The organism is Kosakonia sp. S42 (assembly GCF_016624785.1).
GTDB lineage: Bacteria > Pseudomonadota > Gammaproteobacteria > Enterobacterales > Enterobacteriaceae > Kosakonia > Kosakonia cowanii.
Genome location: NZ_JACVTW010000045.1, coordinates 1 through 24,581, shown reverse-complemented (window position 1 = coordinate 24,581; position 24,581 = coordinate 1). Strand labels below are relative to the sequence as shown.

Sequence of the window (24,581 nt, the reverse complement as noted above, 5' to 3'; positions counted from 1 at the left end):
TCGCCTCTGTCCGCCATCCATGGCGTCCAGACCTTGTCATTCCCGCTTCGGCTCGCCGATTTCAGCGGGGACACAACCCCTCGCTGTAAGATGGGCGTCCACTGAAAAATTGTTGCTGCTGAAACCGCGTAGGCCGGATAAGCGTTTACGCGCCATCCGGCATTATGTTCGCGGCATCGATTGCCTGATGGCGGCTTCGCCTTATCAGGCCTACGAAATGACAAAACCTACTTCAACACATAGTGCATCAGCACATAATCCCCTTGCGGGGAGACGCCTTTGGCCTCAACGCGCCAGCCGTGGCGCTGATAAAAGTCGAGCGCTGTTTTATTGCGCAGCAAACACTTTAGCGCGCCGGTGCTGCTAAAGGTACTCTGCACATGCTCAAGCAGCGCGCTGCCCACGCCTTTTCCCTGAAACGCAGGGTCGATAAACAAATTATGCAGGAAGTTATCGTTCTCCAGGACCGATGCGAACCCCATCCGGTGCCCGTCCTCTTCCGCCACCCAGATCACCTCGCCCAGCGTCGCGGAGTCAAAATCTTCCAGAGCCCAGTCGCGGCTATCCAGCCAGGTCCAGGCTTCTTTACGGGCATGCAGATACAGGGTACGCAGAAACGGCCTGTCACTCTCCTGCCAGCGGCGGATAATCACAGGCGCTCCCGGTTAACGATGATAGAAAATGTCGCCATTGTAGGCTTTGAGGATTTTGCCGTCGGCATCGGTGATCAACACATAGTTGCCGCCCATGTAGGTCCAGTGGCTACCGGCATCCGGCGCGGGAAGGTTACGTAACTTCCACTGCTTAATGTTGTAATCGTCGCTGCGGTACATCTCCGGCACCGTGTCGCCAATGGTGAATTTGGTAAAGTCGGCAACAAACTCTTTCACTTCAAATGACTGTGTGCCGCTTGCAGGCGGCGTCGCGGGCGGCGTTTCAGCATAGGTTACTGAAGCCGTCGCCAGCAGCGCACCCAGAAGCATCATTTTTGTTTTACGCATACTCTCTCCAGGTTGTTCTTATACATTTCACGTAGTTGCATAAATAGCACGACATCATTGCCGTTTACAGACAGCGGAGCAACCAGCAAAAAATAACGCTTTGGTAAAAAGTGTAAGCAAACCCAGGAAAAAGCAGTGCGGGCGGAGAAACAATTTCGCTCTCCGCCCGGCAGGTTTGGGAGTAATCCTGGCAGGATCAGCCCGCAAACCCCTCCAGCACGATTTTGCCCACCGCGCGCTGGCTCTCAAGCAGCGCATGAGCCTTACGCAGGTTAGCTGCGGTGATGGCACCGCCGTGCTCGCCCAGCGTGGTTTTCAGCACGCCGCTGTCGATCAACTCCGCAACCCGCGTCAGCAACTGATGCTGGGCAATCATATCGTCAGTGGTGAACATCGAGCGGGTAAACATAAACTCCCAGTGCAGCGACAGGCTCTTCGCTTTCAGCGGCATTGCATCCAGGCTGTCGGGATCGTCAATCAGCGCCAGCTTGCCCTGCGGTTTAAGCGCGTTAATCAGCTGCTGATAGTGATCCTGCGTATTGGTCAGGCTGGCGACGTGCGTCACCTCTTTGATGCCGATCCGCGCCAGCTCTTCGGTGAGCGGCTTGCTGTGGTCAATCACATGGTGCGCGCCGCGCTCTTTCACCCACTGTTGGCTGGCAGGGCGTGATGCGGTGCCGATCACCGTCATATGGGTGAGCTGGCGTGTCAGCTGCGTCAGAATCGAACCGACACCGCCCGCTGCGCCGACAATCAGCAGCACATCACCGTCGTTGCCACTTTCTTTTACGCCGAGGCGGTCAAACAGCAGCTCCCAGGCGGTAATGGCTGTCAGGGGCAGGGCGGCGGCAGAGGCGTTATCAAGGGAAGCGGGTTTACGCGCCACAATACGCTCATCAACCAGCTGATATTCGCTGTTGCTCCCCGGGCGGGTTAGTGCCCCGGCGTACCACACTTCATCGCCCGGCTGAAACAGGGTGACCGACTCGCCGACCTCTTTCACTACGCCTACCGCGTCCCAGCCGAGCACGCGCGGCGTATCAGCATTAAAACCGGCACGCACTTTGGTATCCACCGGGTTCACGGAGATGGCTTTCACTTCCACCAGCAGATCGTGTCCGCTGGCTTGCGGTTGCGGCAGGTCAATATCGGTGAGGGCATCAAGGTTGCTGCCGCCAGCGGCGGCGCGGGTAATGGCGATGGCTTTCATAACAGGCTCCGTTTTGTTGGGTTTTCATCACTACCGGTAAGGGTAGACAACGTTGCTTTGATGAAAAACCAGCAAAATGGAGCAGCACTTATCGTTCTCGAGTGAAAATGCAGTGCCGGATGGCGGTTACGCCTTCTCCGGCCTGGAAGTTACATATCGTGGTTGGGCACCGGGATATCGGCGCTGACGCGCTGATCCTGCTCATCAAAGATCATGCAGTGGCGGCTATCGAAGGCGAGGGCGATCTTCTGCCACGGGCGGAAATGCACATCGCCCGGCAGCAGGATTTTAATATTGTCGTGGCCGTAGCATTGACCAAACAGATAGGTGTTGTTGCCCAGCCGCTCTACCACTTCGCACTGGAACTCAAGGGGCACGCCGCCCGTCATCTCTGTTGCGAGGTGCTCCGGGCGAATACCGAGCGTAATGGGCGCGCCCACCTCCAGCGGTGAAGTGGTGATGCCGAGCGTCAGCTGGTGGCCCTGAGCAAGGGTAATAGTGACTTCACCAGGCTGCCACTGGCTTACCGTTGCTGGGAGGAAGTTCATCTTTGGCGAGCCGATAAAACCGGCGACAAACTTGTTTTTCGGGTTGTAGTAGAGCGACATCGGTGAGCCCATCTGCTCAACGTTGCCGTAATTCATCACTACGATTTTGTCCGCCAGCGTCATCGCCTCAACCTGGTCATGGGTAACATAGACCATGGTGGTTTTCAGCTCCTGGTGCAGGCGGGCGATATGCAGCCGCATCTCGACGCGCAGCTCGGCATCAAGGTTAGAGAGGGGTTCATCGAACATAAAGACGCGCGGGTTACGCACAATCGCGCGGCCGATGGCGACGCGCTGGCGCTGGCCGCCGGAGAGCTGCTTCGGTTTGCGATCCAGCAGGTGGCTCAGTTGCAGGGTCTTCGCCACCATCTCCACCTGGCGGCGGATCTCCTCTTTCGGCACTTTGTTCACTTTCAGCCCGTAGCCCATGTTCTCCGCCACGGTCATATGGGGGTAGAGCGCATAGGACTGGAACACCATTGAGACACCGCGATGGGCGGGCGCGACATCGTTCATCACTTCATCGCCAATCAGCACTTCGCCTTCGCTCACCTCTTCCAGCCCGGCAATCATGCGCAGCATGGTGGATTTCCCGCAGCCCGAGGGGCCGACAAACACCGCAAATTCGCCGTCATCAATCGACAGATTGACATTGTTCAGCGTCACCGTGTCGCCAAACCGTTTGGTGACATTTCTCAGTCGTATATTGGACATCAACGTTCCCCGAATGTAATAGCCGTTACTGGCCGTTTGTCAGCTGTTTTGTTTTACGTATAACAATCAGGAGACAGTGCTGCTCAACGGCGAAAAATCATGGCCTGACTATAACTTCCACGGATTTAGCGCCCTATACTCAATTTTCATTTCTGTAACATCGGTCACATAACGCAACGTTTATTCTCGTTTTATCAGTGCGTAAAGCGTAGCGTATAACAAATCCGATAAGGCGAGTGAATACGTCTTAAGCCCTGCAATATCAGGTGGTTTGCCAGAGCATTGACCTGATGATGCGCCATAAAAACCATGAAATTGTTATACCTTGACATGAGGTTGATAATGAAAAAGAAGACCCTTACCGCACTGATTTTGACAACGCTTGCCGCCGGGCAGCTTGTCGGCTTGCAGGCGCATGCCGCCGCACAGCAACTCAATGTCTGGGAAGACATCAAAAAATCGTCCGGCATCCAGGATGCGGTGCGCGATTTTGAGCAGAAATATAACGTCAAAGTTAACGTGCAGGAGATGCCCTACGCCCAGCAGCTGGAGAAACTCCGTCTCGATGGCCCGGCGGGCATCGGCCCGGATGTGCTGGTGATCCCCAATGATCAGTTGGGCGGCGCGGTTGTGCAAGGCCTGCTGACTCCCCTGAATCTGGACAAAGAAAAGGTTGACGCCTTTACGCCTGCCTCCATCAACGCCTTCCGCCTCGACAACACCCTGTATGGCGTGCCGAAAGCGGTAGAGACGCTGGTGCTGATCTACAACAAAGATCTTATCGACAAGCCGCTGCAAAGCCTGCCGGAGTGGCTCGACTACTCGAAAAAACAGCGCGCGCAGAACAAATATGGCCTGCTGGCGAAGTTCGATCAGATTTACTACAGCTGGGGCGCGATTGGCCCGATGGGCGGCTATCTGTTCGGTAAAAACGACAAAGGCGGCTATAACCCGCAGGATATCGGTCTGAATAAACCCGGCGCGGTAGAAGCCGTTACCTTCCTGAAAAACTTCTATGCCGAGGGGGTATTCCCGTCGGGGATCCTTGGCGATAACGGGCTTAACGCCATCGATTCGCTGTTTACCGAGAAAAAAGCGGCGGCGGTGATTAATGGCCCATGGGCGTTCCAGCCCTATGAAGCTGCCGGTATCAACTACGGCGTTGCGCCGCTGCCGAACCTGCCGGATGGCAAACCGATGAGCTCCTTCCTCGGCGTGAAAGGCTATGTCGTCTCGACCTGGAGCAAAGACAAAGCGCTGGCGCAGCAATTTATCGAATTTATCAACCAGCCGCAGTACGTGAAGACGCGCTATATCGCCACGCGTGAAATCCCGGCGCAGAAAGCGATGATTGACGATCCAGTGATTAAAAACGACGAGAAAGCGAGCGCCGTCGCGGTGCAGGCCGCCCGCGCAACCGCGATGCCGGGCATTCCGGAGATGGGGGAAGTGTGGGGCCCGGCAAACGCTGCGCTGGAGCTGAGCCTGACCGGTAAACAGGCACCGCAGGCGGCGCTGGATGCCGCTGCTAAGCAGATCCAGATGCAGGTCGAAGCGATGCAGGCCAGTAACCAGTAACCGCGTGTTGGTACAGAGACGGGAGGGGGACCTCCCGTTGTCGAAAAGGAGTCGTACGTGATTATCAGTCCCAGCGAACATTTTGCCAAAGCGCCCGGCGCAGGGCGTCACGCGTGGTGCGGGCTGCTGTTGGCCATCGTGCCGGGCTTTGGCCAGTTCTACCATCGCCAGTGGCTGAAAGGCCTTATCTTTCTTGTGCTGCTGGCGAGTTTTACCGGCATCTTCTCTGATTTTTTGCGCGAAGGGCTGTGGGGGTTATACACCCTTGGCGAAGAGGTGCCGCGCGATAACTCCATCTTCCTGCTGGCAGAAGGGATCATCAGCGTGCTGATTATCGCCTTTGGCCTGATGGTGTGGGGACTCTCAATGCGCGACGCGTGGCTGAATGGTAAAAAACGCGACGCCGGTAAGCCGCTTAACAGCGTGCGCAAACAGTACCAGATGCTGCTCAGCGACGGCTTTCCCTACCTGATGATCAGCCCGGGCTTTATCCTGCTGGTGTTCGTGGTGATTTTCCCGATCCTCTTCGGCTTCGCCATCGCCTTTACCAATTACAACCTCTACCACACGCCGCCCGCTAAACTGGTCGACTGGGTCGGGTTAAAGAACTTCATCAATATTTTTACCCTGTCGATCTGGCGCTCAACCTTCTTTGACGTGCTGCAATGGACGGTGGTGTGGACGCTGCTGGCGACCACCTTACAGTGCAGCGTCGGCGTGCTGCTGGCGATCCTGGTGAACCAGAAAGATCTGCGCTTTAAGCCGCTGATACGCACCATTTTTATCCTGCCGTGGGCAGTACCGGGCTTTGTCACTATTCTGGTTTTCGCCGGGATGTTTAACGACTCCTTTGGCGTCATTAACAATGCGATCCTCGCCTTTTTCGGCATCGACCCGAAACCGTGGCTGACGGATCCCTTCTGGACCAAAACCGCGCTGATCATGATGCAGACCTGGCTCGGTTTCCCGTTTGTCTTTGCCATGACCACCGGCGTATTGCAGGCGATTCCCGACGATTTGTATGAAGCGGCGAAGATGGATGGCGCGGGCACCTTTACCCGGCTGCGCACTATTACGCTGCCGCTGGTGCTCTACTCGATTGCGCCGATCATCATCACGCAATACACCTTCAACTTTAACAACTTCAACATCATCTACTTGTTTAACAACGGCGGACCGGCGGTGGCTGGCGCGAACGCGGGCGGTACCGACATTCTGGTGTCGTGGATCTATAAGCTGACGATGTCCTCATCGCAGTACGCCATCGCGGCCACCATCACCATCCTGCTGTCGATTTTTGTCGTCGGCCTGGCGTTGTGGCAGTTCCGCGCCACCAAATCGTTCAAAAACGACGACATGGCATAAGGGAAGAAAATGGCTCAATCACAAAGTATTCGCCGCGAGAAGGTTATTCGCCTGACACTCTCCTGGCTGGTGATAGCAGCGGTGTCGCTGACAATTATCTACCCGCTGGTGTGGACGATTGGCGCGTCGCTCAATGCCGGCAACAGCCTGCTCAGCACCTCGATCATCCCGGAAAACCTCTCGTTCCAGCACTATGCCGATCTCTTTAACGGTCAGGTGAACTACCTCACCTGGTACTGGAACTCGATGAAGATCAGCCTGCTGACGATGATCCTGACCTTAATCAGCGTCAGCTTTACCGCCTACGCCTTTTCGCGCTTTCGCTTTAAAGGGCGCCAGAACGGGCTGATGCTCTTTTTACTGTTACAGATGATCCCGCAGTTCTCGGCGCTGATTGCGATTTTCGTTCTCTCGCAGCTGCTCGGGCTTATCAACAGCCATATGGCGCTGGTGCTGATCTACGTTGCCGGGATGATCCCGATGAACACCTACCTGATGAAGGGCTATCTGGATGCCATTCCGCGCGATCTTGATGAGTCTGCGCGCATGGATGGTGCCAGCAACTTCCGCATCTTTATTGAGATCATCCTGCCGCTGTCGAAACCGATTATCGCGGTAGTGGCGCTCTTCTCCTTCACCGGCCCGCTCGGGGATTTCATCCTCTCAAGCACCATTTTGCGCACGCCGGATAAATACACGCTGCCGATTGGGCTCTATAACCTGGTGGCGCAAAAAATGGGTGCCAGCTACACCACTTACGCCGCAGGTGCGGTGCTGATTGCGGTGCCGGTGGCGATCCTCTACCTGGCGTTACAAAAATACTTCGTCTCCGGCCTCACCTCCGGCAGTACAAAAGGATAAGCATATGAAAAGACTGACTCCCGCTCTGCTGGCGGTATGCCTCGCTGCCAGTTTTTCTGCCAGCGCAGTGACCACGCGCCCGTTTACCCAAATGCCCGCCGACTTTATTAAAGGGGCGGATATCTCCACGCTGCTCGATGCGGAAAAGCACGGGGCGAAATTCTATAACGACAAAAACCAGCCGCAGGATGCGCTGGCTATCCTGAAAGCCAACGGCGTCAACTATGTGCGCCTGCGGCTGTGGGTCGATCCGAAAGATGCGCAGGGCAATGCCTACGGCGGCGGCGATAACGATCTCGCCACCACCCTTGCGCTGGCGAAGCGGGCAAAAGCGCAGGGCATGAAGCTGCTGCTCGATCTGCACTACAGCGATTTCTGGACCGATCCGGGCAAGCAGTTCAAGCCGAAAGCCTGGGAGAAGCTCGATTATCCGCAGTTGAAAAGCCGGGTGCATGACTATACCCGAGACACGATTGCGCAGTTTAAGCAGGCGGGCGTGCTGCCGGATATGGTGCAGATCGGCAATGAGATCAACGGCGGCATGCTCTGGCCGGAGGGCAAAAGCTGGGGGCAGGGCGGCGGCGAGTTTGACCGGCTGGCCGGGCTGCTCACGGCCGGAATCGATGGGGTCAAAGAGAACCTGAATAACGGCGAGCAGGTGAAGATCATGCTGCACCTCGCCGAAGGCACCAAAAATGACACCTTCCGCTGGTGGTTTGATGAGATAACCAAACGCAACGTGCCTTTCGATGTGATTGGCCTGTCGATGTACACCTACTGGAACGGGCCAATCAGCGCCCTGCAGGCCAATATGGATGACATCAGCAAGCGCTACAACAAAGATGTCATTGTCGTCGAAGCGGCCTACGCCTATACGCTGGCGAACTGCGATAACGCCGAGAACAGCTTCCAGGCGAAAGAGGAGAAAGCGGGCGGCTACCCGGCGACGGTGCAGGGGCAGTATGACTATGTGCACGATTTAATGCAGTCGGTCATTAATGTGCAGGGCCAGCGCGGCAAGGGCATTTTCTACTGGGAACCGACCTGGATTGCCGTGCCGGGCAACGGCTGGGCCACGCCCGCCGGTATGAAATATATCAATGACCACTGGAAAGAGGGCAATGCGCGAGAAAACCAGGCGCTGTTTGATTGCCAGGGAAAAGTGCTGCCGTCGGTGAAAGTCTTTAATTAATTATCGTGTTGTAAATTTCAGGAATGAATAATGAATAAATTTGCGCCTTTAAGCCCGAAGGTCGTCTCGCTATTGCATGGCGCGGACTATAACCCGGAGCAGTGGGAAAACTATCCCGGTATTATCGATAGCGATATTGCCATGATGCAGCAGGCAAAATGTAATGTGATGTCGGTCGGAATATTTAGCTGGTCGAAACTCGAGCCGCAGGAGGGGGTATTTAATTTCGCCTGGCTCGATGAGGTCATAGAAAAATTATATGCCGCCGGTATCCATATATTTCTCGCCACGCCGAGCGGTGCGCGTCCGGCATGGATGTCGCAAAAATACCCGCAAGTGCTGCGCGTCGGGCGCGATCGCGTGCCCGCGCTGCATGGCGGTCGCCACAACCACTGTATGACTTCGCCGATCTACCGTGAAAAGACGCTGAAGATCAATACGCTGCTGGCGGAGCGTTACGGGCAGCATCCGGCGGTGCTCGGCTGGCATATCTCCAACGAGTATGGCGGCGAGTGCCACTGCGATTTATGCCAGCAGAAGTTCCGCGACTGGCTGAAGGCGCGCTACCAGACACTGGAGGCGCTGAACCACGCCTGGTGGAGCGACTTCTGGAGCCACACCTACAGCGACTGGTCGCAAATCGAGTCCCCTGCGCCGCAGGGCGAAGTCTCCATTCATGGTCTTAATCTCGACTGGCGGCGTTTTAACACCGCCCAGGTGACCGACTTCTGCCGCCATGAAGTTGCCCCGCTGAAGGCCGCCAACGCGGCGCTGCCGGTGACCACCAACTTTATGGAGTACTTCTACGACTACGACTACTGGCAGCTTGCGGAGGCGATCGACTTTATCTCCTGGGACAGCTACCCGATGTGGCACCGCGATAAAGATGAAACCCAGCTCGCCTGCTACACCGCCATGTATCACGACATGATGCGCACCCTGAAAGGCGGCAAGCCCTTCGTGCTGATGGAGTCGACGCCAAGCGTCACTAACTGGCAGCCAACCAGCAAGCTGAAAAAGCCGGGTATGCATATTCTCTCCTCTTTGCAGGCGGTGGCGCACGGCGCCGATTCGGTGCAGTACTTCCAGTGGCGCAAAAGCCGTGGCTCGGTGGAGAAGTTCCACGGCGCGGTGATTGATCATGTCGGCCATCTTGATACCCGCGTTGGCCGTGAAGTCTCCGCCCTCGGCGAGATGCTCAGCAAGCTGACCCCGGTCATGGGTTGTCGCACCGAGGCGCGGGTGGCGATCATCTTCGACCAGCAGAACCGCTGGGCGCTGGATGATGCGCAGGGGCCGCGCAACAAAGGCATGGAGTATGAGAAGACGGTTAACGAACACTACCGCCCCTTCTGGGAGAAGGGCGTGGCGGTGGATGTGATTAATGCCGATGCCGATCTCAGCCGCTACCATTTAGTTATCGCCCCGATGCTCTACATGGTGCGCGACGGCTTCGCTGAACGCGCCGAGACTTTTGTCGCCAGCGGCGGTCATCTGGTCACGTCCTACTGGAGCGGCGTGGTCAATGAGAGCGATCTCTGCCATCTGGGCGGTTTCCCCGGTCCGCTGCGCAACTTGCTCGGCATCTGGGCGGAGGAGATCGACTGTCTCGACGACCAGGAACGCAACCTGGTGCAGGGGCTGGCGGGCAACGAAGCGGGCTTACAGGGGCCGTATCAGGTGCGCCATCTCTGCGAGCTGATTCAGCTCGAGGGCGCGCAGCCGCTGGCAACCTACCGGGATGATTTCTATGCCGGTCGTCCGGCGGTCACGGTCAACGCCTTCGGCAAGGGCAAAGCCTGGCATGTCGCCTCGCGTAACGATCTCGCCTTCCAGCGGGACTTCTTCGCCAATCTCATCGACACGCTATCGCTGCCGCGTGCGCTTAACGTTGAGCTACCGCCGGGCGTGGTGGCGACCGCGCGGGAAGATGGTGAACAGGCGTTTGTCTTTATTCAGAACTTCACCGCGCAGCAGCAGAGCATCACGCTGCCGCCGGGTTATCACGACTGCCTGAGCGACGCCTCCGTCAGCGGTGCGCTGGTGCTCAAACCCTGGGATTGCCGCGTCGTTCGCCGCGACGCGTAAGCCCACTCTGCGCGCCTGCCCATCCGGGCAGGCGTTTTTTTATCTGCTGATTACGGAGCCCTGCAATGGTAAGCCTTAAATCCTTCCTGCATTACTTCTCTGAGGCCAAACCGGCCACCCCGCTCAGCGACGCTGAGGTGTTGAAAATTGAGCGACTGGCCGCGGCGTTTGGCGGTGAGGCAAATATTGAACAGGTTGATGCCTGCCTGACACGCCTGCGCGTCACGGTGAAAGAGTTAACCCGGGTCGATTCGCAGGCGCTACAGGATGAGGGCGCGCTGGGCGTCATTATTCTCGGCCAACAGGTACATGCTATTTTTGGCAAGCAATCTGACGCACTGCGTAAATTACTCGATGAGCGTTTCTCAGCTCGTTAGTAATAAAAAAGGGATACCCGAATGGGTATCCCAAATAAACAATAACGAACGCAGTGGCAATATAAACCTGCAAGGCTCAGAGATAAATAACGATTTTACTAACAGAGTGGGTTAATAAAGGCGAAAAAAATATCGCACTTATTTACCACCAGGCTTCCACCTGCACACCAAAGTTCCAGGTGTTATTTTTGGTGCCATCTTCAAATGCTTTGCCATCTTCAGAGTCATTTAAATAAGAGGCGAAGAGGCGCAGCTCCGGACGCGACATAAAATCGGCACCGTCAGCAAGACCCAGTGCGATAGTGTACTTCTCGCCGCTCTGCTTATAGTTGGTGCCGTTTTTGTAGTTATCCTTCTGGTAAAAGCCGCCCACTTCACCAATCAGACGCACATATTCGGTGAACTGATACTGCGCACGGCCAACCAGCGACACCAGACGGGATTTGTCGGTAAACGCAGTGGTATCTTCGGCGGCGCCGTAGGTCAATACATGGTTAAAGGAGAAGCGGTCGGTGATTGGGATAAGCCCGGTGTTGATCACGCGATAGCCGGTAGCGTCGTTGACATAGTTCCACATGTCGTACCAGCCGCCGCCCTGCGACACCATATTCTGCGCCAGCCCTTTGTTGGCGTACTGCAACACCAGTTTGTTATAGCCGCCGAGCATATCCTGGCTGATTTCACCGGTCAGCATTACGCCATCATCCGCGTCATACAACCCGCCGTAGGCCTTCTGCTTTTTGGTGGGATTCGGCATGGCGTAATCAATGCCAAACTCCGTCCACGCGCCCGCCCACGGTTTCCAGCCGGCATAACGCAAGTCGAGATAGTTGATATTGACGTCATTGTCGTTATCAACGCGGTAATCCACGTCATTGGCATCGCCGCGGATCCACGCAAAAGAGACGGCGCCCGGCCCGAAGGTGTAGTTTTCGATCCCCGCGCCGGAGCCGGAGATATTCCAGTATTTGGTATCGATAATGTGCAGATCGTGGCGCTGATAGTAGCGTTTACCGCCCCAGATCACCGCGTTGGGATCGTTGGGGATCAGCCCTTTGATCTGCAGGTTCAGCTGGCGTAAGCCGAACTGAGCATCGTCGCCGATAGTGGTCTCGTTATCGTTGGAGCCATCGGACACCATGCTGACCATGCTGTCGAGGTAAAAGCTGACGTCATCTTTTTTGTAGACTTCCGAGCCCAGTTCAAGCTCGCCGTAGGTGTCAGATTCATTGCCCAGACGACCAATCTTATTTTTCTGCCACTCCACCTGGCCGCCATCGCCCGACACGCCCACGCCGCCGCGCAGGTAGCCGTGAAAATCGATGGGTACCGAGGTGGCCGCCATCAGCGAGGTTGAGGTCAGCGCAGCGGCTAACGCAAGAGAGAGTGTGCGTAGTGGAGTCTTCATCGTGTTCCTCTTATTGTTTTGTATTACGTTCACATAATCGCAGTCATAAAATGCTTAATTGTAAAAACAGGCAAACTGAGGATCTAAAATGTGTGATTAACTGCAAATAAATCAGCGATTTTTGTTACAGGTGGAGAATTCGTTCACATTTATGCGTATTGTGAGCGTGATACTTATTGGTGGCTAAAGCGGCGATGAAATGAGCGGTGAGCGTTTTTTTTGATCTGCCCTGTTACAATTGGCGCATAACAACATAAGGAACCGGACCATGAAGTCTAAAAGCGCGACGTTGGAAGACGTTGCCCGCCATGCGGGTGTCTCCTATCAGACCGTGTCCAGGGTACTCAATAAATCTGCCAATGTATCCGAAGCCACGCGTCTCAAGGTTGAGAAAGCGATAGAGTTGCTGCGTTATGTGCCGAACCGGCTGGCGCAACAGCTGGTCGGTAAGCAGAGTCAGACCCTTGGACTTGTCACCACCTCGCTGGCGTTGCATGCCCCTTCACAGGTGGCGGCGGCGGTAAAACGCTATGCCAATCTCGACGGATACCAGGTGCTGATCTCAATGATTGATGAGAACGTCAATCATGATATCCAGTCGGCGATCAACGAACTGAAGTCGCAGCTGGTCGATAAGGTGATCATTAACGTGCCGCTGGAGACCGATGAAGCCCAGCGTATCGCGGCTGACAATGATGACATTGTTTGCCTGTTCCTCGACGTTGACCCTTATAGCTCGGTGTTTAACGTCTCCTTTAATCCGGCGGACGGTACCCGTGCGAGCGTCAAACATCTCTACGATCTGGGCCACCGCGATATCGCGCTGTTGGCGGGGCCTGAAAGCTCCGTCTCGGCAAAGCTGCGGCTGAAAAGTTGGGTTGATACCCTTGATAGCTACGGCCTGAAACCGGTGAAGGTATTTCACGGCAACTGGGATGCGCAGAGCGGCTATGCAGGTGCACTGCAGATGCTGCGCGAAACGCCCAACTTTACCGCCGTACTGGTCGGCAACGATCAGATGGCACTGGGCGTGTTGAGCGCGTTTCATCAACATCAGATCGCCATCCCCGGCGAGAAATCGGTGATCGGTTACGACGACACCTATGAAAGCTCCTTCTTCCACCCGTCGTTAACCACCGTTTCTCTGGATCTTGATTTGCAGGGCAAAGAGGCGGTGCGTCGTCTGCTCGACAGCGGCCACGGCGACGCCGCCCGTAGTTCATCCGTGCTGCCTGCGCGGCTGATTGTGCGTCACTCTACCGGCGCATTGCAGGAGCAGAGCGCTAACCTGCAGGAGATCGCCCAACAATTGCAGGTTATTGCTCATAAGTTGATGAAATAACAGGAAAAGGTAATTAATTTTTTCAGAAAAAGCACAGCTAGGCGTGGTAAGATTTTAGTGATATTTAGAGGGAAATAACGTAAGCCAGGGAGGCAAACCCTTGATGTCCGATACGACCACGCAACGCAAAACAAAGAGCACCCCCACGCCGCACGATGCGGCATTCAAACAATTTCTGACCAACCCGACGACGGCCAGGGATTTTATAGAACTGCATCTGCCCGCGCATTTACTGGCACTCTGCGATTTACGCACGCTCAGAATGGAGTCGGGCAGTTTCGTCGAAGAGAATCTGCGGGCTTATTACAGCGACGTGCTCTACAGCCTGAAAACACGCGCAGGGGAGGGGTATATCCATGTGCTCATTGAGCATCAATCCACCCCCGATCGCCATATGGCGTTTCGGTTAATGCGTTACGCGATTGCCGCGATGCAAAGGCACCTTGATGCCGGACATAAATCGCTACCGTTAGTTATTCCCCTGCTTTTTTATACTGGAAAGCGCACCCCTTATCCCTGGTCAACAAACTGGTTAGAGCTGTTTGTCAGTCCAACTACCGCACAAGAGCTATACAGCAGCAGTTTTCCGCTCATTGATGTCTCGGTGATCCCGGATAACGAAATAATGAATCACCGCAGCATGGCGGCGCTGACGCTGTTACAAAAACATATTCATCAGCGCGATTTAAGCGAAATTCTGGACCAGCTAGCAACGCTGTTGGTGAACGAACACATCACACGACAGCAATTAGCTTCGCTGATAAACTACCTGGTGTACGCTGGCGAGACAGCAGATGCGCACGCCTTTGTACGTGAACTGGCGTTAAAGGCGCCACAGCATGAGGACCAATTGATGACAATTGCACAGCAGCTTGAACAAAGGGGCAGGGAGCAAGGAATTGAACAAGGCCTTGAGATCGGCGAGCAGCGCGGTATCGAGAAGGGACGCAAAGAAGAGGCGTTCCGCATCGCCCGGACGATGCTGCAAAACGGCCTCGATCGCAGCACGGTGATGAGCATGACCGGGCTTACCGAAGCGGAGCTGGCGCAGATTCGCCACTGAGTGCACTGGCAAATGCGCATTTACACATGACGCTGCTGGCATTAAGCTACTGAACGGTTTCACCACAATTTATTGATGTTATGACTCGGGGTGCCCTTCTGCGTGAAGGCTGAGAAATACCCGTACCACCTGATCTGGATAATGCCAGCGTAGGGAAGTCAGATGCCTGCCCGGCATCCCTTCTTCACGCCGGGCAGGAGCAAAAAAGATGCAACCTGACCTGCTTGATCCTGTGCACTCTGCACACGCGTTACAGCAACTCCGTACACACTCCCCGCTTGTTCACTGTATGACAAATGATGTCGTGCAAACCTTTACCGCCAACGTGCTGCTCTCGCTCGGCGCCTCACCGGCGATGGTAATCGATCGTGAAGAGGCGCAGCAGTTCAGCGCCATCGCTGATGCTTTACTTATCAATGTCGGCACGCTGACGCGCGAACGCGCTGAGGCAATGCACGCCGCAATTGAGAGCGCCAACCGTGCGCAAACCCCCTGGACGCTCGACCCGGTTGCCGTTGGCGCACTCACCTTTCGCACGGGTTTCTGCCAACAACTCCTCTCTCTTCGACCGGCCGCCATCCGCGGCAACGCTTCTGAAATCCTTGCCCTGGCCGGTATGCCGGGCGGCGGGCGCGGCGTCGACACCACCGACAGCGCGCTCGCAGCATTACCCGCGGCGCAGCAGCTGGCGCAACAGACCGGTGCAGTGGTCGCAGTCACCGGTGAGATTGATTACATCACCGATGGTAGAGAAACCCTCAGCGTCAGCGGCGGCGATCCGCTGATGACGCGCGTGGTCGGCACTGGCTGCGCGCTCTCGGCCGTGGTGGCCGCCTGTTGCGCCTTACCAGGTGAGCGGCGGCTCAATGTCGCCTCGGCCTGCCGAATCATGAAGCTGGCGGGCAGCCGGGCTGTGAAGCAGAGCGTTGGCCCTGGCAGTTTCGTCCCCGCTTTTCTTGATGCGCTGGCGACGAACGGGGAGGAATTGTAATGAAACGGATTAATGCCTTAACCATTGCCGGCACCGACCCGAGCGGCGGCGCGGGGATCCAGGCGGATTTGAAAACCTTTTCGGCGCTGGGCGCTTATGGCTGTTCGGTGATCACCGCGCTGGTGGCGCAAAACACTCGCGGCGTGCAGTCGGTATACCGAATCGAGCCTGATTTCGTTGCCGCCCAGCTGGACTCGGTGCTGAGCGATGTGCGCATCGACACGACTAAAATCGGCATGCTGGCGGAAACCGACATTGTCGAAGCGGTGGCAGAGCGTCTGCGCCATTACCAGGTGCGCAATGTGGTGCTGGATACGGTAATGCTGGCGAAAAGCGGCGATCCGCTGTTATCGCCTGCGGCGGTCGCCTCCCTGCGCCAGCATTTACTGCCGCAGGTTTCGCTTATCACGCCCAATCTGCCGGAAGCGGCGGCGCTGTTAGATGCGCCCCATGCGCGCAGCGAGCGCGAGATGCATGAGCAGGGCGAAGCCCTGTTAGCGCTCGGTTGTGAGGCGGTATTGATGAAGGGTGGTCATCTGGACGACGCCGAAAGCCCCGACTGGCTCTTCACTCGCGACGGCGCACAGCGCTTTACCACCGTGCGCATTGCAACAAAAAACACCCACGGTACAGGCTGCACGCTTTCGGCGGCGCTGGCGGCGCTGCGACCGCGCCATACCGGCTGGGCTGAAACGGTTGCAGAGGCGAAAACGTGGCTGACCGCTGCGCTGGAACAGGCCGATACGCTTGAAGTGGGAGAGGGTATCGGCCCGGTTCACCACTTCCATCAGTGGTGGTAAATCAGAAACCGAAACGTGCCAGCAGAATAAGCTGAAAAAATGCCGGGCGGTGGACATTCTGACGCCAGAGTACCAGGCTTAGTTTGCCCATCGCCAGGCAAGGTGGGTAAGGACAATCCAATTCGCGAAGCGCAAGCTTACGGGAGCATTGTAATGACTGATATTGTGCAGTTACTTGGCAAAGACGCCGACAGCCTTCTGCAACACCGTTGCATGACCATTCCTGCCGACCAGCTCTATCTGCCCGGACACGACTACGTCGACCGCGTGATGATCGACAACAACCGCCCGCCTGCGGTGTTGCGAAACATGCAGACCCTTTACAACCACGGGCGGCTGGCAGGCACGGGGTATCTCTCCATTTTGCCGGTCGATCAGGGTATTGAGCACTCGGCAGGCGCGTCGTTTGCCGCCAACCCGCTCTACTTTGACCCGAAAAATATCGTTGAGCTGGCGATTGAAGCGGGCTGTAACTGTGTGGCATCAACCTATGGCGTGCTGGCCTCGGTCTCCCGCCGTTATGCCCACCGCATTCCCTTCCTCGTGAAACTCAACCATAACGAAACCCTCAGCTACCCGACCACCTATGATCAGACCTACTACGCCAGCGTCGAGCAGGCGTTCAATATGGGTGCGGTAGCGGTCGGTGCGACTATCTACTTTGGCTCGCCGGAGTCCCGTCGGCAGATTGAAGAGATCTCCACCGCCTTTGAGCGCGCTCACGAACTGGGCATGGTGACGGTGCTGTGGGCCTACCTGCGCAACTCCGCGTTTAAGAAAGATGGCGTCGATTACCATGTTTCAGCGGATCTCACCGGCCAGGCAAACCACATTGCTGCCACCATCGGCGCGGATATCGTGAAGCAGAAGATGGCGGAGAATAACGGCGGCTATAACGCGGTGAAATTCGGCTATACCGATGAGCGCGTCTACAGCAAGCTCACCAGCGACAACCCGATCGATCTGGTGCGCTACCAGTTAGCCAACTGCTATATGGGGCGCGCCGGGCTTATCAACTCTGGTGGTGCTTCCGGCGGCGAGGCGGATCTCACCGAGGCGGTACGCACGGCGGTGATCAACAAACGTGCCGGCGGCATGGGGTTGATCCTCGGGCGTAAAGCGTTCAAGAAAACGATGGCCGACGGCGTGAAGCTAATTAACGCCGTACAGGATGTCTATCTCGACGAGAAGATCACCATCGCCTGATAGTCGTTGTTGCCCCTTTCCGCCAGGAAGGGGGCTTTCTCTCTCCTGCGCGTCTTTCCCCCACGGACTCCGATCACATTTCCGTAACCTTTTGTGAAAAGTATCACGCATCCTTGTGCGCATGCCCAAAAAATGGTCGCCGCTTAGCGCTATTTGTCCGAGGATGTGACCAGGTTTTGTGCATATATTTTGTTCTGAAACAGCTTTTCAAAACTCAAGGATACGGAATGAAAATTGAATCTGTAAACGTCACCGTCTTTCAGCACCCCACGCGACGGGTCTCTGACAGCGCCGGGCACTCCCATCCTGGGCCGGAGACGCAGGCGAAGATGGCGATGTTAACCATCACCGCAGACGACGGCAGCACCGGTTACTCATTCGCCCCGCCGGAAGTGGTGCGTCCGTTTGTGCTCACCGCATTCTTCCGCAAAGTGATGGTCGGCCAGGATCCTTTTAACCGCGAGCGTATCTGGCAGGATCTGGTGCACTGGCAGCGCGGCAGCGCGCATCAGCTGACCGAACGCGCGCTCTCGTTTGTTGAGCAGGCGCTGTGGGATTTGATTGGCCGCAAGCTCAACATGCCGGTCTATAAACTGCTCGGCGGCTACCGCGATAAAGTCCCGGCGTACGGCAGCACCATGTGCGGCGACGATCTCGAAGGCGGTCTCTCCACGCCGGAAGAGTACGCGGCTTTTGCCGAAACGCTGGTGGCGCGCGGCTATAAGGCGATCAAGCTGCACACCTGGATGCCGCCGGTGAAGTTCGCGCCGAACCCGAAAATGGATATCAAAGCCTGCGCCGCGGTGCGTGAAGTGGTCGGGCCCGATATCGATCTGATGATTGATGGCTACCACTGGTACAGCCGTACCGAAGCGTTGTGGATTGGCAAAGAGCTGGAGAAGCTCAACTTCGCCTGGTTTGAAGAGCCGATGGAGGAGGAGAGCATGTCCTCTTACGCCTGGCTGGCGGAGAACTTATCGATTCCGATCATCGGCCCGGAGAGTCTTGGCGGAAAACACCACAGCCGCGCTGACTGGGTTAAAGCGGGCGCCTGCGACATCCTGCGCGCCGGTGCAAACGGTGTGGGCGGCATTTCACCGACGCTAAAAGTGGCGAACCTCGCCGAATCCTTCGGCATGGATTGCGAAGTGCACGGCAACGGTGCGGCAAGCCTTGCGGTCATCGGTGCGATCCGCAACTGCCGCTGGTATGAGCGCGGCCTGCTGCACCCGTTCCTCGACTACGACCAGCCCGCCGCTTATCTCAACAGCATCGTCGACCCGATGGATGAGGAGGGCTTTGTGCATCTGCCGCAGCGCCCGGGACTCGGGGAAGATATCAACTTTGCCTTTATCGAAGCCAACACCGTCAGCCACGACTGAACAATAAAAAATACCCGGGAGCACTGACTTTCGGGACGCGTGGGCCGGTTTGTGTGCTTGTCACCGCCGGCAAAACGTACCCTACAGGCGACAGATAGATGAAAAAAAACTCCCTCGCGGGCGCGTGCATACTCGCGCTCTCGTTGATGGTGGGCAGCGGCGCGGCAGCGGCAAAAACGCCGCCCGATCAGCTCATCATCGGCATGAACATGAACAACCTGCTGACCCTCGATCCGGCGGCGATGACCGGCAATGAAGTGGTCGGCATCGTGGTCAATCTCTACGACTCGCTGGTGGAGCTGGACCCTAACGAGCTGACTAACGTAAAACCGGCGCTGGCAAAAAGCTGGAGCGTCAGCCCGGATGGCAAAAGCCTGACCTTTCACCTGCGCGACGACGTGAAATTTCACTCCGGCAACCCTTTAACCGCAGAAGATGTGGTCTGGTCGATGCGCAGGCTTTTAAACCTCAACCTCGCGCAGGCATCGGTGTGGAAATCCTACGGTTTCAGCAAAAAGAATATCGACCAGCAGATCAGCGCCCCGGATGCCTACACGGTAAAAATCACCCTGCCGAAAGCCAACGACCCGCAGCTGGTGCTCTACTCGCTCGGCGCGCTGGGCAACCTGGGCGTCCTCGACAGCAAAACCGTGCAGCAGCATGCGGTAAATAACGACTGGGGTAACCGCTGGCTGACCACCAACGAAGCGGGCTCCGGGCCGTTTATGCTCGAGACCTGGCAGGCGAAAGATGTGCTGCGCATGAAGCGTAACCCGCACTACTGGCGGGAAGAGCCGAAGCTGAGCCGCGTGGTGCTGCGCCATTTTCAGGAGTCGCAAACCCTGCGCCTGATGCTGGCGAAAGGGGATCTCGATATTGCCAACAATATGGCGGTATCGGATATCAACGCGTTGCGAAAAGACCCGAATGTTACCGTCGAGGCGGTGCAAAAGGGCACGGTCTACTACGTGGCGATGAGCATGAAAGAGCCACACTTCGCCAACCCGAAGGTGCGCGAAGCGGTGCGCTATCTGATTGATTATCAGGGCATCAACAATGCGCTGATGCCGGGTTACGGCGTGCTGCACCAGCGGCCGATTAAAGCGGGAATGCCCTCAACGCTGCCGGACCCCGGCTATCGGCTCGATATTCCGCGCGCCAAAAAGCTGCTGGCGGAAGCGGGCTACCCGCAGGGCTTTGATACCACGCTGCGGGTGCTGGCCGATCAGCCGTTTCTCAATATCGCCATTGCCGTGCAGTCGACGCTGATGCAGGCCGGCATCAACGCCAAAATCATCACCGGCACTGGTAACCAGATCTACGGCGCGATGCGTGAGCGCAAGTTCGACATGCTGGTCGGGCGCGGCGGCAGCGGCGTTGAGCCGCACCCGCACTCCAGCCTGCGCGCGCTGGTCTATAACCCCGATAACAGCGATGAAGCCCGGCTGACCAACTTCCAGGGCTGGCGCACCAGTTTCTACGACAAACAGCTTAATGAGATGATCGACCATGCCCTGCTGGAGCGGGATCCAAACAAACAGAAGGCGGATTATCAGCAAATTCAGGTGCGTTATGACCAGCTGATCCCGGCGCTGATCCCGCTGTCGCAAATGGTCGATTCGGTAGTGGTGCGCAATGAGGTGAAAAACTTCCAGTCGCATCCATCGGCAACCACCTTTCTGCGTGAAGTCTACAAACGCGACGGCGCTGAAGGAGAGAAACCATGAGTATGCTACTGCTTGCACCCGGCTCGCGGGCCCGGCGGGTCTCGACGCGCCTGACCCAGGTGGCGATCACCCTGTTCGGATTGCTGCTGCTGACCTTCTTTATTGGCCGCGTGATGCCGGTCGATCCGGTGCTGGCGATTGTCGGTCCCGATGCCGATCACAGCACTTATCAGCAGGTTTACCACCAGCTCGGCTTTGATCAGTCGTTGATGACGCAGTTTGGTATCTACCTCAACAACCTGCTGCACGGCAATTTGGGCAATGCGCTGCTGACCGGCAAACCGGTGCTGGACGATATTCTGCGCGTCTTCCCGGCAACGCTGGAGCTGGCGACGTTCGCCATTATCGTCGGCGCTGGCCTGGGCATTCCTCTTGGCGTGCTGGCGGCAGCACGGCGCAACAGCGTGGCCGATTACGTGGTGCGCATCATCAGCCTTGCCGGTTACTCAACGCCGATTTTCTGGGTCGGCATGATGGGGCTGCTGCTGTTTTACGCCTGGCTCGGCTGGGTTGGCGGCGCCGGGCGGCTCGATCTCGGGCTGGATGGCCTGGTGCCGCGTCGCACCGGCTTGATTACCGTCGATGCGCTGCTGGCGGGCAATGGCCAGGTGTTCTGGAACGCGCTTAATCACCTGGTGCTGCCCGCTTCGCTGCTCGGCTTTCACTCGCTGGCTTACATTAGCCGTATGACGCGCAGCTTTATGCTGGCGCAGCTCTCGCAGGAGTTCATCATCACCGCGCGGGTCAAAGGGCTGACCGAGCGGCAGGTGATCTGGAATCACGCCTTCCGCAATATTCTTGTTCAGCTGTTAACGGTGGTGGCGCTGGCCTACGGCTCGCTGCTGGAAGGGGCGGTGTTGATCGAAACGGTCTTCTCCTGGCCCGGTTTTGGCTCCTATCTCACCGGCAGCCTGCTGCTCGGCGATATGAATGCGGTGATGGGCTGCGTGCTGCTGGTAGGGGTGATCTTTGTGCTGCTGAACCTGCTCTCCGACATGCTCTATCAACTCTTTGATCCGAGGACGAAATCATGACGGTCTCATTTGATTCGCCTGTTTCAGCCGCCCGCCGCGAGCGCAGCCAGCGCATCAGGCGTGGCTTTGGGCGCACGGCGGGGTTTATTGGCAAAATGGCGCGTAACCCGCTCACCGCTATTGGCGGCAGCATTATCCTGCTGCTGTTGATTGTGGCGATCTTCGCGCCGCTGATTGCCCCTTACCACCCGCTGGTAATGGATCTCAACAATGCCCTGAGCGCGCCGAGTGCCGCCCACTGGTTCGGCACCGATGAGTTCGGGCGCGATATCTTCAGCCGGCTGGTCTATGGCTCGCGCATTACGCTCTATATCGTGCTGCTGGTCTCCGTCACCGTCGGCCCGCTCGGCCTGCTGCTCGGTGTTACCGCCGGTTACTTTGGCGGCAAAGTCGATATGGTGCTGATGCGCGTCACCGATATCTTTATCTCCTTTCCGAGCCTGGTGCTGGCGCTGGCGTTTGTCGCCGCCCTCGGCCCCGGCCTTGAGCATGTGGTGATTGCCATTACGCTTACCGCCTGGCCGCCAATTGCGCGGCTGGCACGGGCGGAAACCCTGTCGCTGCGCCAGGCCGATTTTATCTCTGCGGTGCGTTTGCAGGGCGCGTCGCCGGTGCGCGTGCTGTGGCGACACATTGTGCCGCTCTGCCTGCCGTCGGTGATTATCCGTATCACCATGAATATGGCGGGCATCATTCTGACCGCAGCCGGGCTGGGTTTTCTCGGCCTCGGCGCGCAGCCGCCCGACCCGGAGTGGGGCGCGATGATCTCCAGCGGGCGCACCTACATGATGGAGTGCTGGTGGGTAGTGACCATTCCGGGGCTGGCGATTTTGATCAACAGCCTGGCGTTCAACTTCTTAGGAGACGGCTTACGTGACATCCTCGATCCCCGCAGCGAATAACTCGCCGCTTCTCGATGTGCGCAACCTGCATGTCGATTTCGTCAACGCAGGCGCGGTCACCCACGCGGTGCGCGGCGTCTCTTTTACCCTCGGCCAGGAGAAGCTGGCGATTGTCGGCGAGTCCGGCTCCGGTAAATCCACCGTCGGGCGTGCGCTGCTGCGCCTGCATCCGGCGAAAGCGCGGATCACCGCCGAGCGCATGCAGTTTGGCAATATCGATCTGCAACAGGTCACCGAGGCGCAGATGCGCCAGGTGCGCGGTAAACGTATCTCGATGATTATGCAGGACCCGAAGTACTCCCTGAACCCGGTGGTGTGCGTCGGCGATCAGATTGCCGAGGCCTGGCTGACTCACCATCCGGGGCAGAAAAAGGCGGCGAAAGCCAAAGTGCTGGAGATGCTTGATGTGGTGCGCATTCGCCAGCCGGAGCGGGTCTATCACCTCTATCCTCACGAGATTTCCGGCGGACAGGGGCAGCGCATCATGATCGCCATGATGCTGATCACCGACCCGGAGCTGGTGATTGCCGATGAACCGACCTCCGCGCTCGATGTGTCGGTGCGTTTGCAGGTGCTGGGGCTGCTGGACGATCTGGTGAAATCGCGCGGGCTGGGGCTGATTTTTATCAGCCACGATATCAACCTGGTGCGCAGCTTCTGCGATCGCGTGCTGGTGATGTACGCCGGGCGCGTGGTGGAATCTATCGCTGCCAAAGATCTCGATAACGCGCAGCACCCCTATACGCAGGGGTTGATCCACGCCCTGCCAGAGATTCACAACCGCCGCCCGGTGCTGCCGGTGTTGCAGCGTCAGGCCAGCTGGCTGGGCGAGTGAGGAGAGCCATATGATTACTGTAAACCACCTGAACCTGGCGTTTGGCGAAGGGGAGAAGCGCAACCAGGTGCTGAGCGATGTGACGTTTGCCGTGCAGCCGGGGGAGATTTATGGCCTGGTGGGCGAGTCGGGATCGGGCAAAACCACGGTGCTGAAGTGCCTGGCGGGGCTGTTTACCCACTGGGAGGGCGAGCTGGCGATTAACGATCAGCGGCTGGAGAAGCGCCTCAGCCGGCCGCGCTGCCGACTGGTGCAGATGGTGTTTCAGGATCCTTATGGTTCGCTGCATCCGCGGCATACCATCGGCGATATTCTCGAAGAGCCGCTGCAAATCCACGGTATTAACGATCGCGATCGGCGCATCAACACGCTGCTGGATAAAGTTGGCTTAAGCCGCGCCTTTCGCGAGCGCTATCCGCATCAGCTCTCCGGTGGACAGCGTCAGCGCGTGGCGATTGCCCGGGCGCTGATTCTCGAGCCGCGGGTGCTGCTGCTGGATGAGCCGACCTCGGCGCTGGATGTCTCGGTGCAGGCGGAGATCCTCAACCTGCTGGCGGCGCTGCATCAGGAGTCGCAGTTAACCTATTTGATGGTGACGCACGATTTGGGGGTGATTGCCCATCTCTGCCAGAAGGTGGCGGTGATGCAGCATGGGAAAATCCTTGAAACCTTAACGGTGGATGCACTGGTCAGCGGCGCGGCGCAAACGGATTATACGCGGATGCTGGTGAATGCCAGCCAGCAATATAGCCGCGAGATGGCGCGCGAGGTAGCTGCGTATTGATCACCGGTATATAGCCCCTGAAACGGCGTAGGCCTGATAAGCGTAGCGCCATCAGGCATTAGGGTTGGATTGGTGGAATGGTTCCGTTCACCAGGCGTGTGGCGGAATATTTTTATCACCGGTGCGGTGAACGGGATAAGGGAAGCGGCCGCGCTCCCCTTATCAATCCCCGC

General features: G+C 57.2%; 22 protein-coding genes and 1 riboswitch. Of the genes, 17 read left to right on the top strand and 5 right to left on the bottom strand.

Annotated features, from left to right (window positions below; all coding sequences use genetic code 11):
- Positions 1 to 227: 227 nt before the first annotated feature.
- From IAE50_RS24040 to IAE50_RS24025, 4 genes are all read right to left on the bottom strand, one after another.
- Positions 228 to 653, bottom strand: a complete 426-nt coding sequence (locus IAE50_RS24040) for a GNAT family N-acetyltransferase (RefSeq protein ID WP_094421011.1) — start codon at positions 651 to 653, stop codon at positions 228 to 230.
- A 12-nt stretch (positions 654 to 665) separates the two neighbouring features.
- Positions 666 to 1,001, bottom strand: a complete 336-nt coding sequence (locus IAE50_RS24035) for an RcnB family protein (RefSeq protein ID WP_094421009.1) — start codon at positions 999 to 1,001, stop codon at positions 666 to 668.
- Positions 1,002 to 1,197: 196 nt separating this feature from the next.
- On the bottom strand, positions 1,198 to 2,211 hold the full coding sequence (locus tag IAE50_RS24030) for a zinc-binding alcohol dehydrogenase family protein (protein ID WP_200581510.1): 1,014 nt from the start codon (positions 2,209 to 2,211) through the stop codon (positions 1,198 to 1,200).
- Positions 2,212 to 2,360: 149 nt separating this feature from the next.
- A complete protein-coding gene (locus IAE50_RS24025) occupies positions 2,361 to 3,473 on the bottom strand; it encodes an ABC transporter ATP-binding protein (RefSeq protein ID WP_200581509.1) in 1,113 nt (370 codons plus the stop codon).
- 342 nt (positions 3,474 to 3,815) lie between these two features.
- Between IAE50_RS24025 and IAE50_RS24020 the strand changes: the two genes are divergently transcribed.
- The 6 genes from IAE50_RS24020 to IAE50_RS23995 all read left to right on the top strand — a co-directional run bounded on the left by IAE50_RS24020 (position 3,816) and on the right by IAE50_RS23995 (position 10,934).
- Positions 3,816 to 5,051 carry an extracellular solute-binding protein gene (locus IAE50_RS24020; RefSeq protein WP_200133808.1) on the top strand — a complete coding sequence of 412 codons (1,236 nt, stop codon included), beginning with the start codon at positions 3,816 to 3,818 and terminating at the stop codon, positions 5,049 to 5,051.
- A 57-nt stretch (positions 5,052 to 5,108) separates the two neighbouring features.
- Positions 5,109 to 6,416, top strand: coding sequence for a carbohydrate ABC transporter permease (locus tag IAE50_RS24015; RefSeq protein WP_200581508.1), 1,308 nt, complete (start codon positions 5,109 to 5,111; stop codon positions 6,414 to 6,416).
- Between the two features lie 9 nt (positions 6,417 to 6,425).
- A complete protein-coding gene (locus tag IAE50_RS24010; RefSeq protein WP_042716650.1) occupies positions 6,426 to 7,277 on the top strand; it encodes a sugar ABC transporter permease in 852 nt (283 codons plus the stop codon).
- Positions 7,278 to 7,281: 4 nt separating this feature from the next.
- Positions 7,282 to 8,469 carry an arabinogalactan endo-beta-1,4-galactanase gene (locus IAE50_RS24005; RefSeq protein ID WP_023478558.1) on the top strand — a complete coding sequence of 396 codons (1,188 nt, stop codon included), beginning with the start codon at positions 7,282 to 7,284 and terminating at the stop codon, positions 8,467 to 8,469.
- 30 nt (positions 8,470 to 8,499) lie between these two features.
- Entirely contained in the window at positions 8,500 to 10,557 is a 2,058-nt protein-coding gene (locus IAE50_RS24000; protein WP_200581507.1) for a beta-galactosidase, read from the top strand.
- 65 nt (positions 10,558 to 10,622) lie between these two features.
- Positions 10,623 to 10,934 carry a glucose PTS transporter subunit EIIB gene (locus tag IAE50_RS23995; protein WP_139568212.1) on the top strand — a complete coding sequence of 104 codons (312 nt, stop codon included), beginning with the start codon at positions 10,623 to 10,625 and terminating at the stop codon, positions 10,932 to 10,934.
- A gap of 142 nt (positions 10,935 to 11,076) precedes the next feature.
- Here the strand turns inward: IAE50_RS23995 and IAE50_RS23990 are convergent, their stop codons facing one another.
- Positions 11,077 to 12,342 (bottom strand): maltoporin, encoded by a 1,266-nt coding sequence (locus IAE50_RS23990; protein ID WP_076770147.1) that lies wholly within the window; start codon positions 12,340 to 12,342, stop codon positions 11,077 to 11,079.
- Between the two features lie 268 nt (positions 12,343 to 12,610).
- Between IAE50_RS23990 and IAE50_RS23985 the strand changes: the two genes are divergently transcribed.
- The 11 genes from IAE50_RS23985 (at position 12,611) to IAE50_RS23935 (ending at position 24,408) form a co-directional block, all read left to right on the top strand.
- On the top strand, positions 12,611 to 13,684 hold the full coding sequence (locus tag IAE50_RS23985; protein WP_023478571.1) for a LacI family DNA-binding transcriptional regulator: 1,074 nt from the start codon (positions 12,611 to 12,613) through the stop codon (positions 13,682 to 13,684).
- A gap of 103 nt (positions 13,685 to 13,787) precedes the next feature.
- Positions 13,788 to 14,747 (top strand): Rpn family recombination-promoting nuclease/putative transposase, encoded by a 960-nt coding sequence (locus IAE50_RS23980; RefSeq protein WP_200133813.1) that lies wholly within the window; start codon positions 13,788 to 13,790, stop codon positions 14,745 to 14,747.
- Between the two features lie 76 nt (positions 14,748 to 14,823).
- Positions 14,824 to 14,920, top strand: a riboswitch (TPP riboswitch).
- Between the two features lie 35 nt (positions 14,921 to 14,955).
- Positions 14,956 to 15,738: a hydroxyethylthiazole kinase gene (thiM, locus tag IAE50_RS23975; protein WP_200581506.1), complete on the top strand. Its 783-nt coding sequence runs from the start codon at positions 14,956 to 14,958 to the stop codon at positions 15,736 to 15,738.
- A complete protein-coding gene (gene thiD / locus IAE50_RS23970; protein ID WP_200581505.1) occupies positions 15,738 to 16,538 on the top strand; it encodes a bifunctional hydroxymethylpyrimidine kinase/phosphomethylpyrimidine kinase in 801 nt (266 codons plus the stop codon). The genes thiM and thiD overlap by 1 nt, the downstream gene beginning before the upstream one ends.
- Before the next feature lie 153 nt (positions 16,539 to 16,691).
- Positions 16,692 to 17,744: a class I fructose-bisphosphate aldolase gene (fbaB, locus tag IAE50_RS23965; RefSeq protein WP_023478565.1), complete on the top strand. Its 1,053-nt coding sequence runs from the start codon at positions 16,692 to 16,694 to the stop codon at positions 17,742 to 17,744.
- A 227-nt stretch (positions 17,745 to 17,971) separates the two neighbouring features.
- Positions 17,972 to 19,126 (top strand): mandelate racemase family protein, encoded by a 1,155-nt coding sequence (locus tag IAE50_RS23960; protein ID WP_200581504.1) that lies wholly within the window; start codon positions 17,972 to 17,974, stop codon positions 19,124 to 19,126.
- A gap of 98 nt (positions 19,127 to 19,224) precedes the next feature.
- Positions 19,225 to 20,853, top strand: coding sequence for an ABC transporter substrate-binding protein (locus IAE50_RS23955; protein WP_200581503.1), 1,629 nt, complete (start codon positions 19,225 to 19,227; stop codon positions 20,851 to 20,853).
- A complete protein-coding gene (locus IAE50_RS23950; RefSeq protein WP_023478569.1) occupies positions 20,850 to 21,887 on the top strand; it encodes an ABC transporter permease in 1,038 nt (345 codons plus the stop codon). Before IAE50_RS23955 ends, IAE50_RS23950 begins: the two co-directional genes overlap by 4 nt.
- Positions 21,884 to 22,789, top strand: coding sequence for an ABC transporter permease (locus tag IAE50_RS23945; RefSeq protein WP_124967850.1), 906 nt, complete (start codon positions 21,884 to 21,886; stop codon positions 22,787 to 22,789). The genes IAE50_RS23950 and IAE50_RS23945 overlap by 4 nt, the downstream gene beginning before the upstream one ends.
- The gene (locus tag IAE50_RS23940) at positions 22,761 to 23,624 is read left to right on the top strand and encodes an ABC transporter ATP-binding protein (RefSeq protein ID WP_200133819.1); all 864 of its coding nucleotides are present in this window, start codon (positions 22,761 to 22,763) and stop codon (positions 23,622 to 23,624) included. The genes IAE50_RS23945 and IAE50_RS23940 overlap by 29 nt, the downstream gene beginning before the upstream one ends.
- A gap of 10 nt (positions 23,625 to 23,634) precedes the next feature.
- Positions 23,635 to 24,408: an ABC transporter ATP-binding protein gene (locus IAE50_RS23935; RefSeq protein ID WP_200581502.1), complete on the top strand. Its 774-nt coding sequence runs from the start codon at positions 23,635 to 23,637 to the stop codon at positions 24,406 to 24,408.
- Positions 24,409 to 24,581 lie beyond the last annotated feature (173 nt).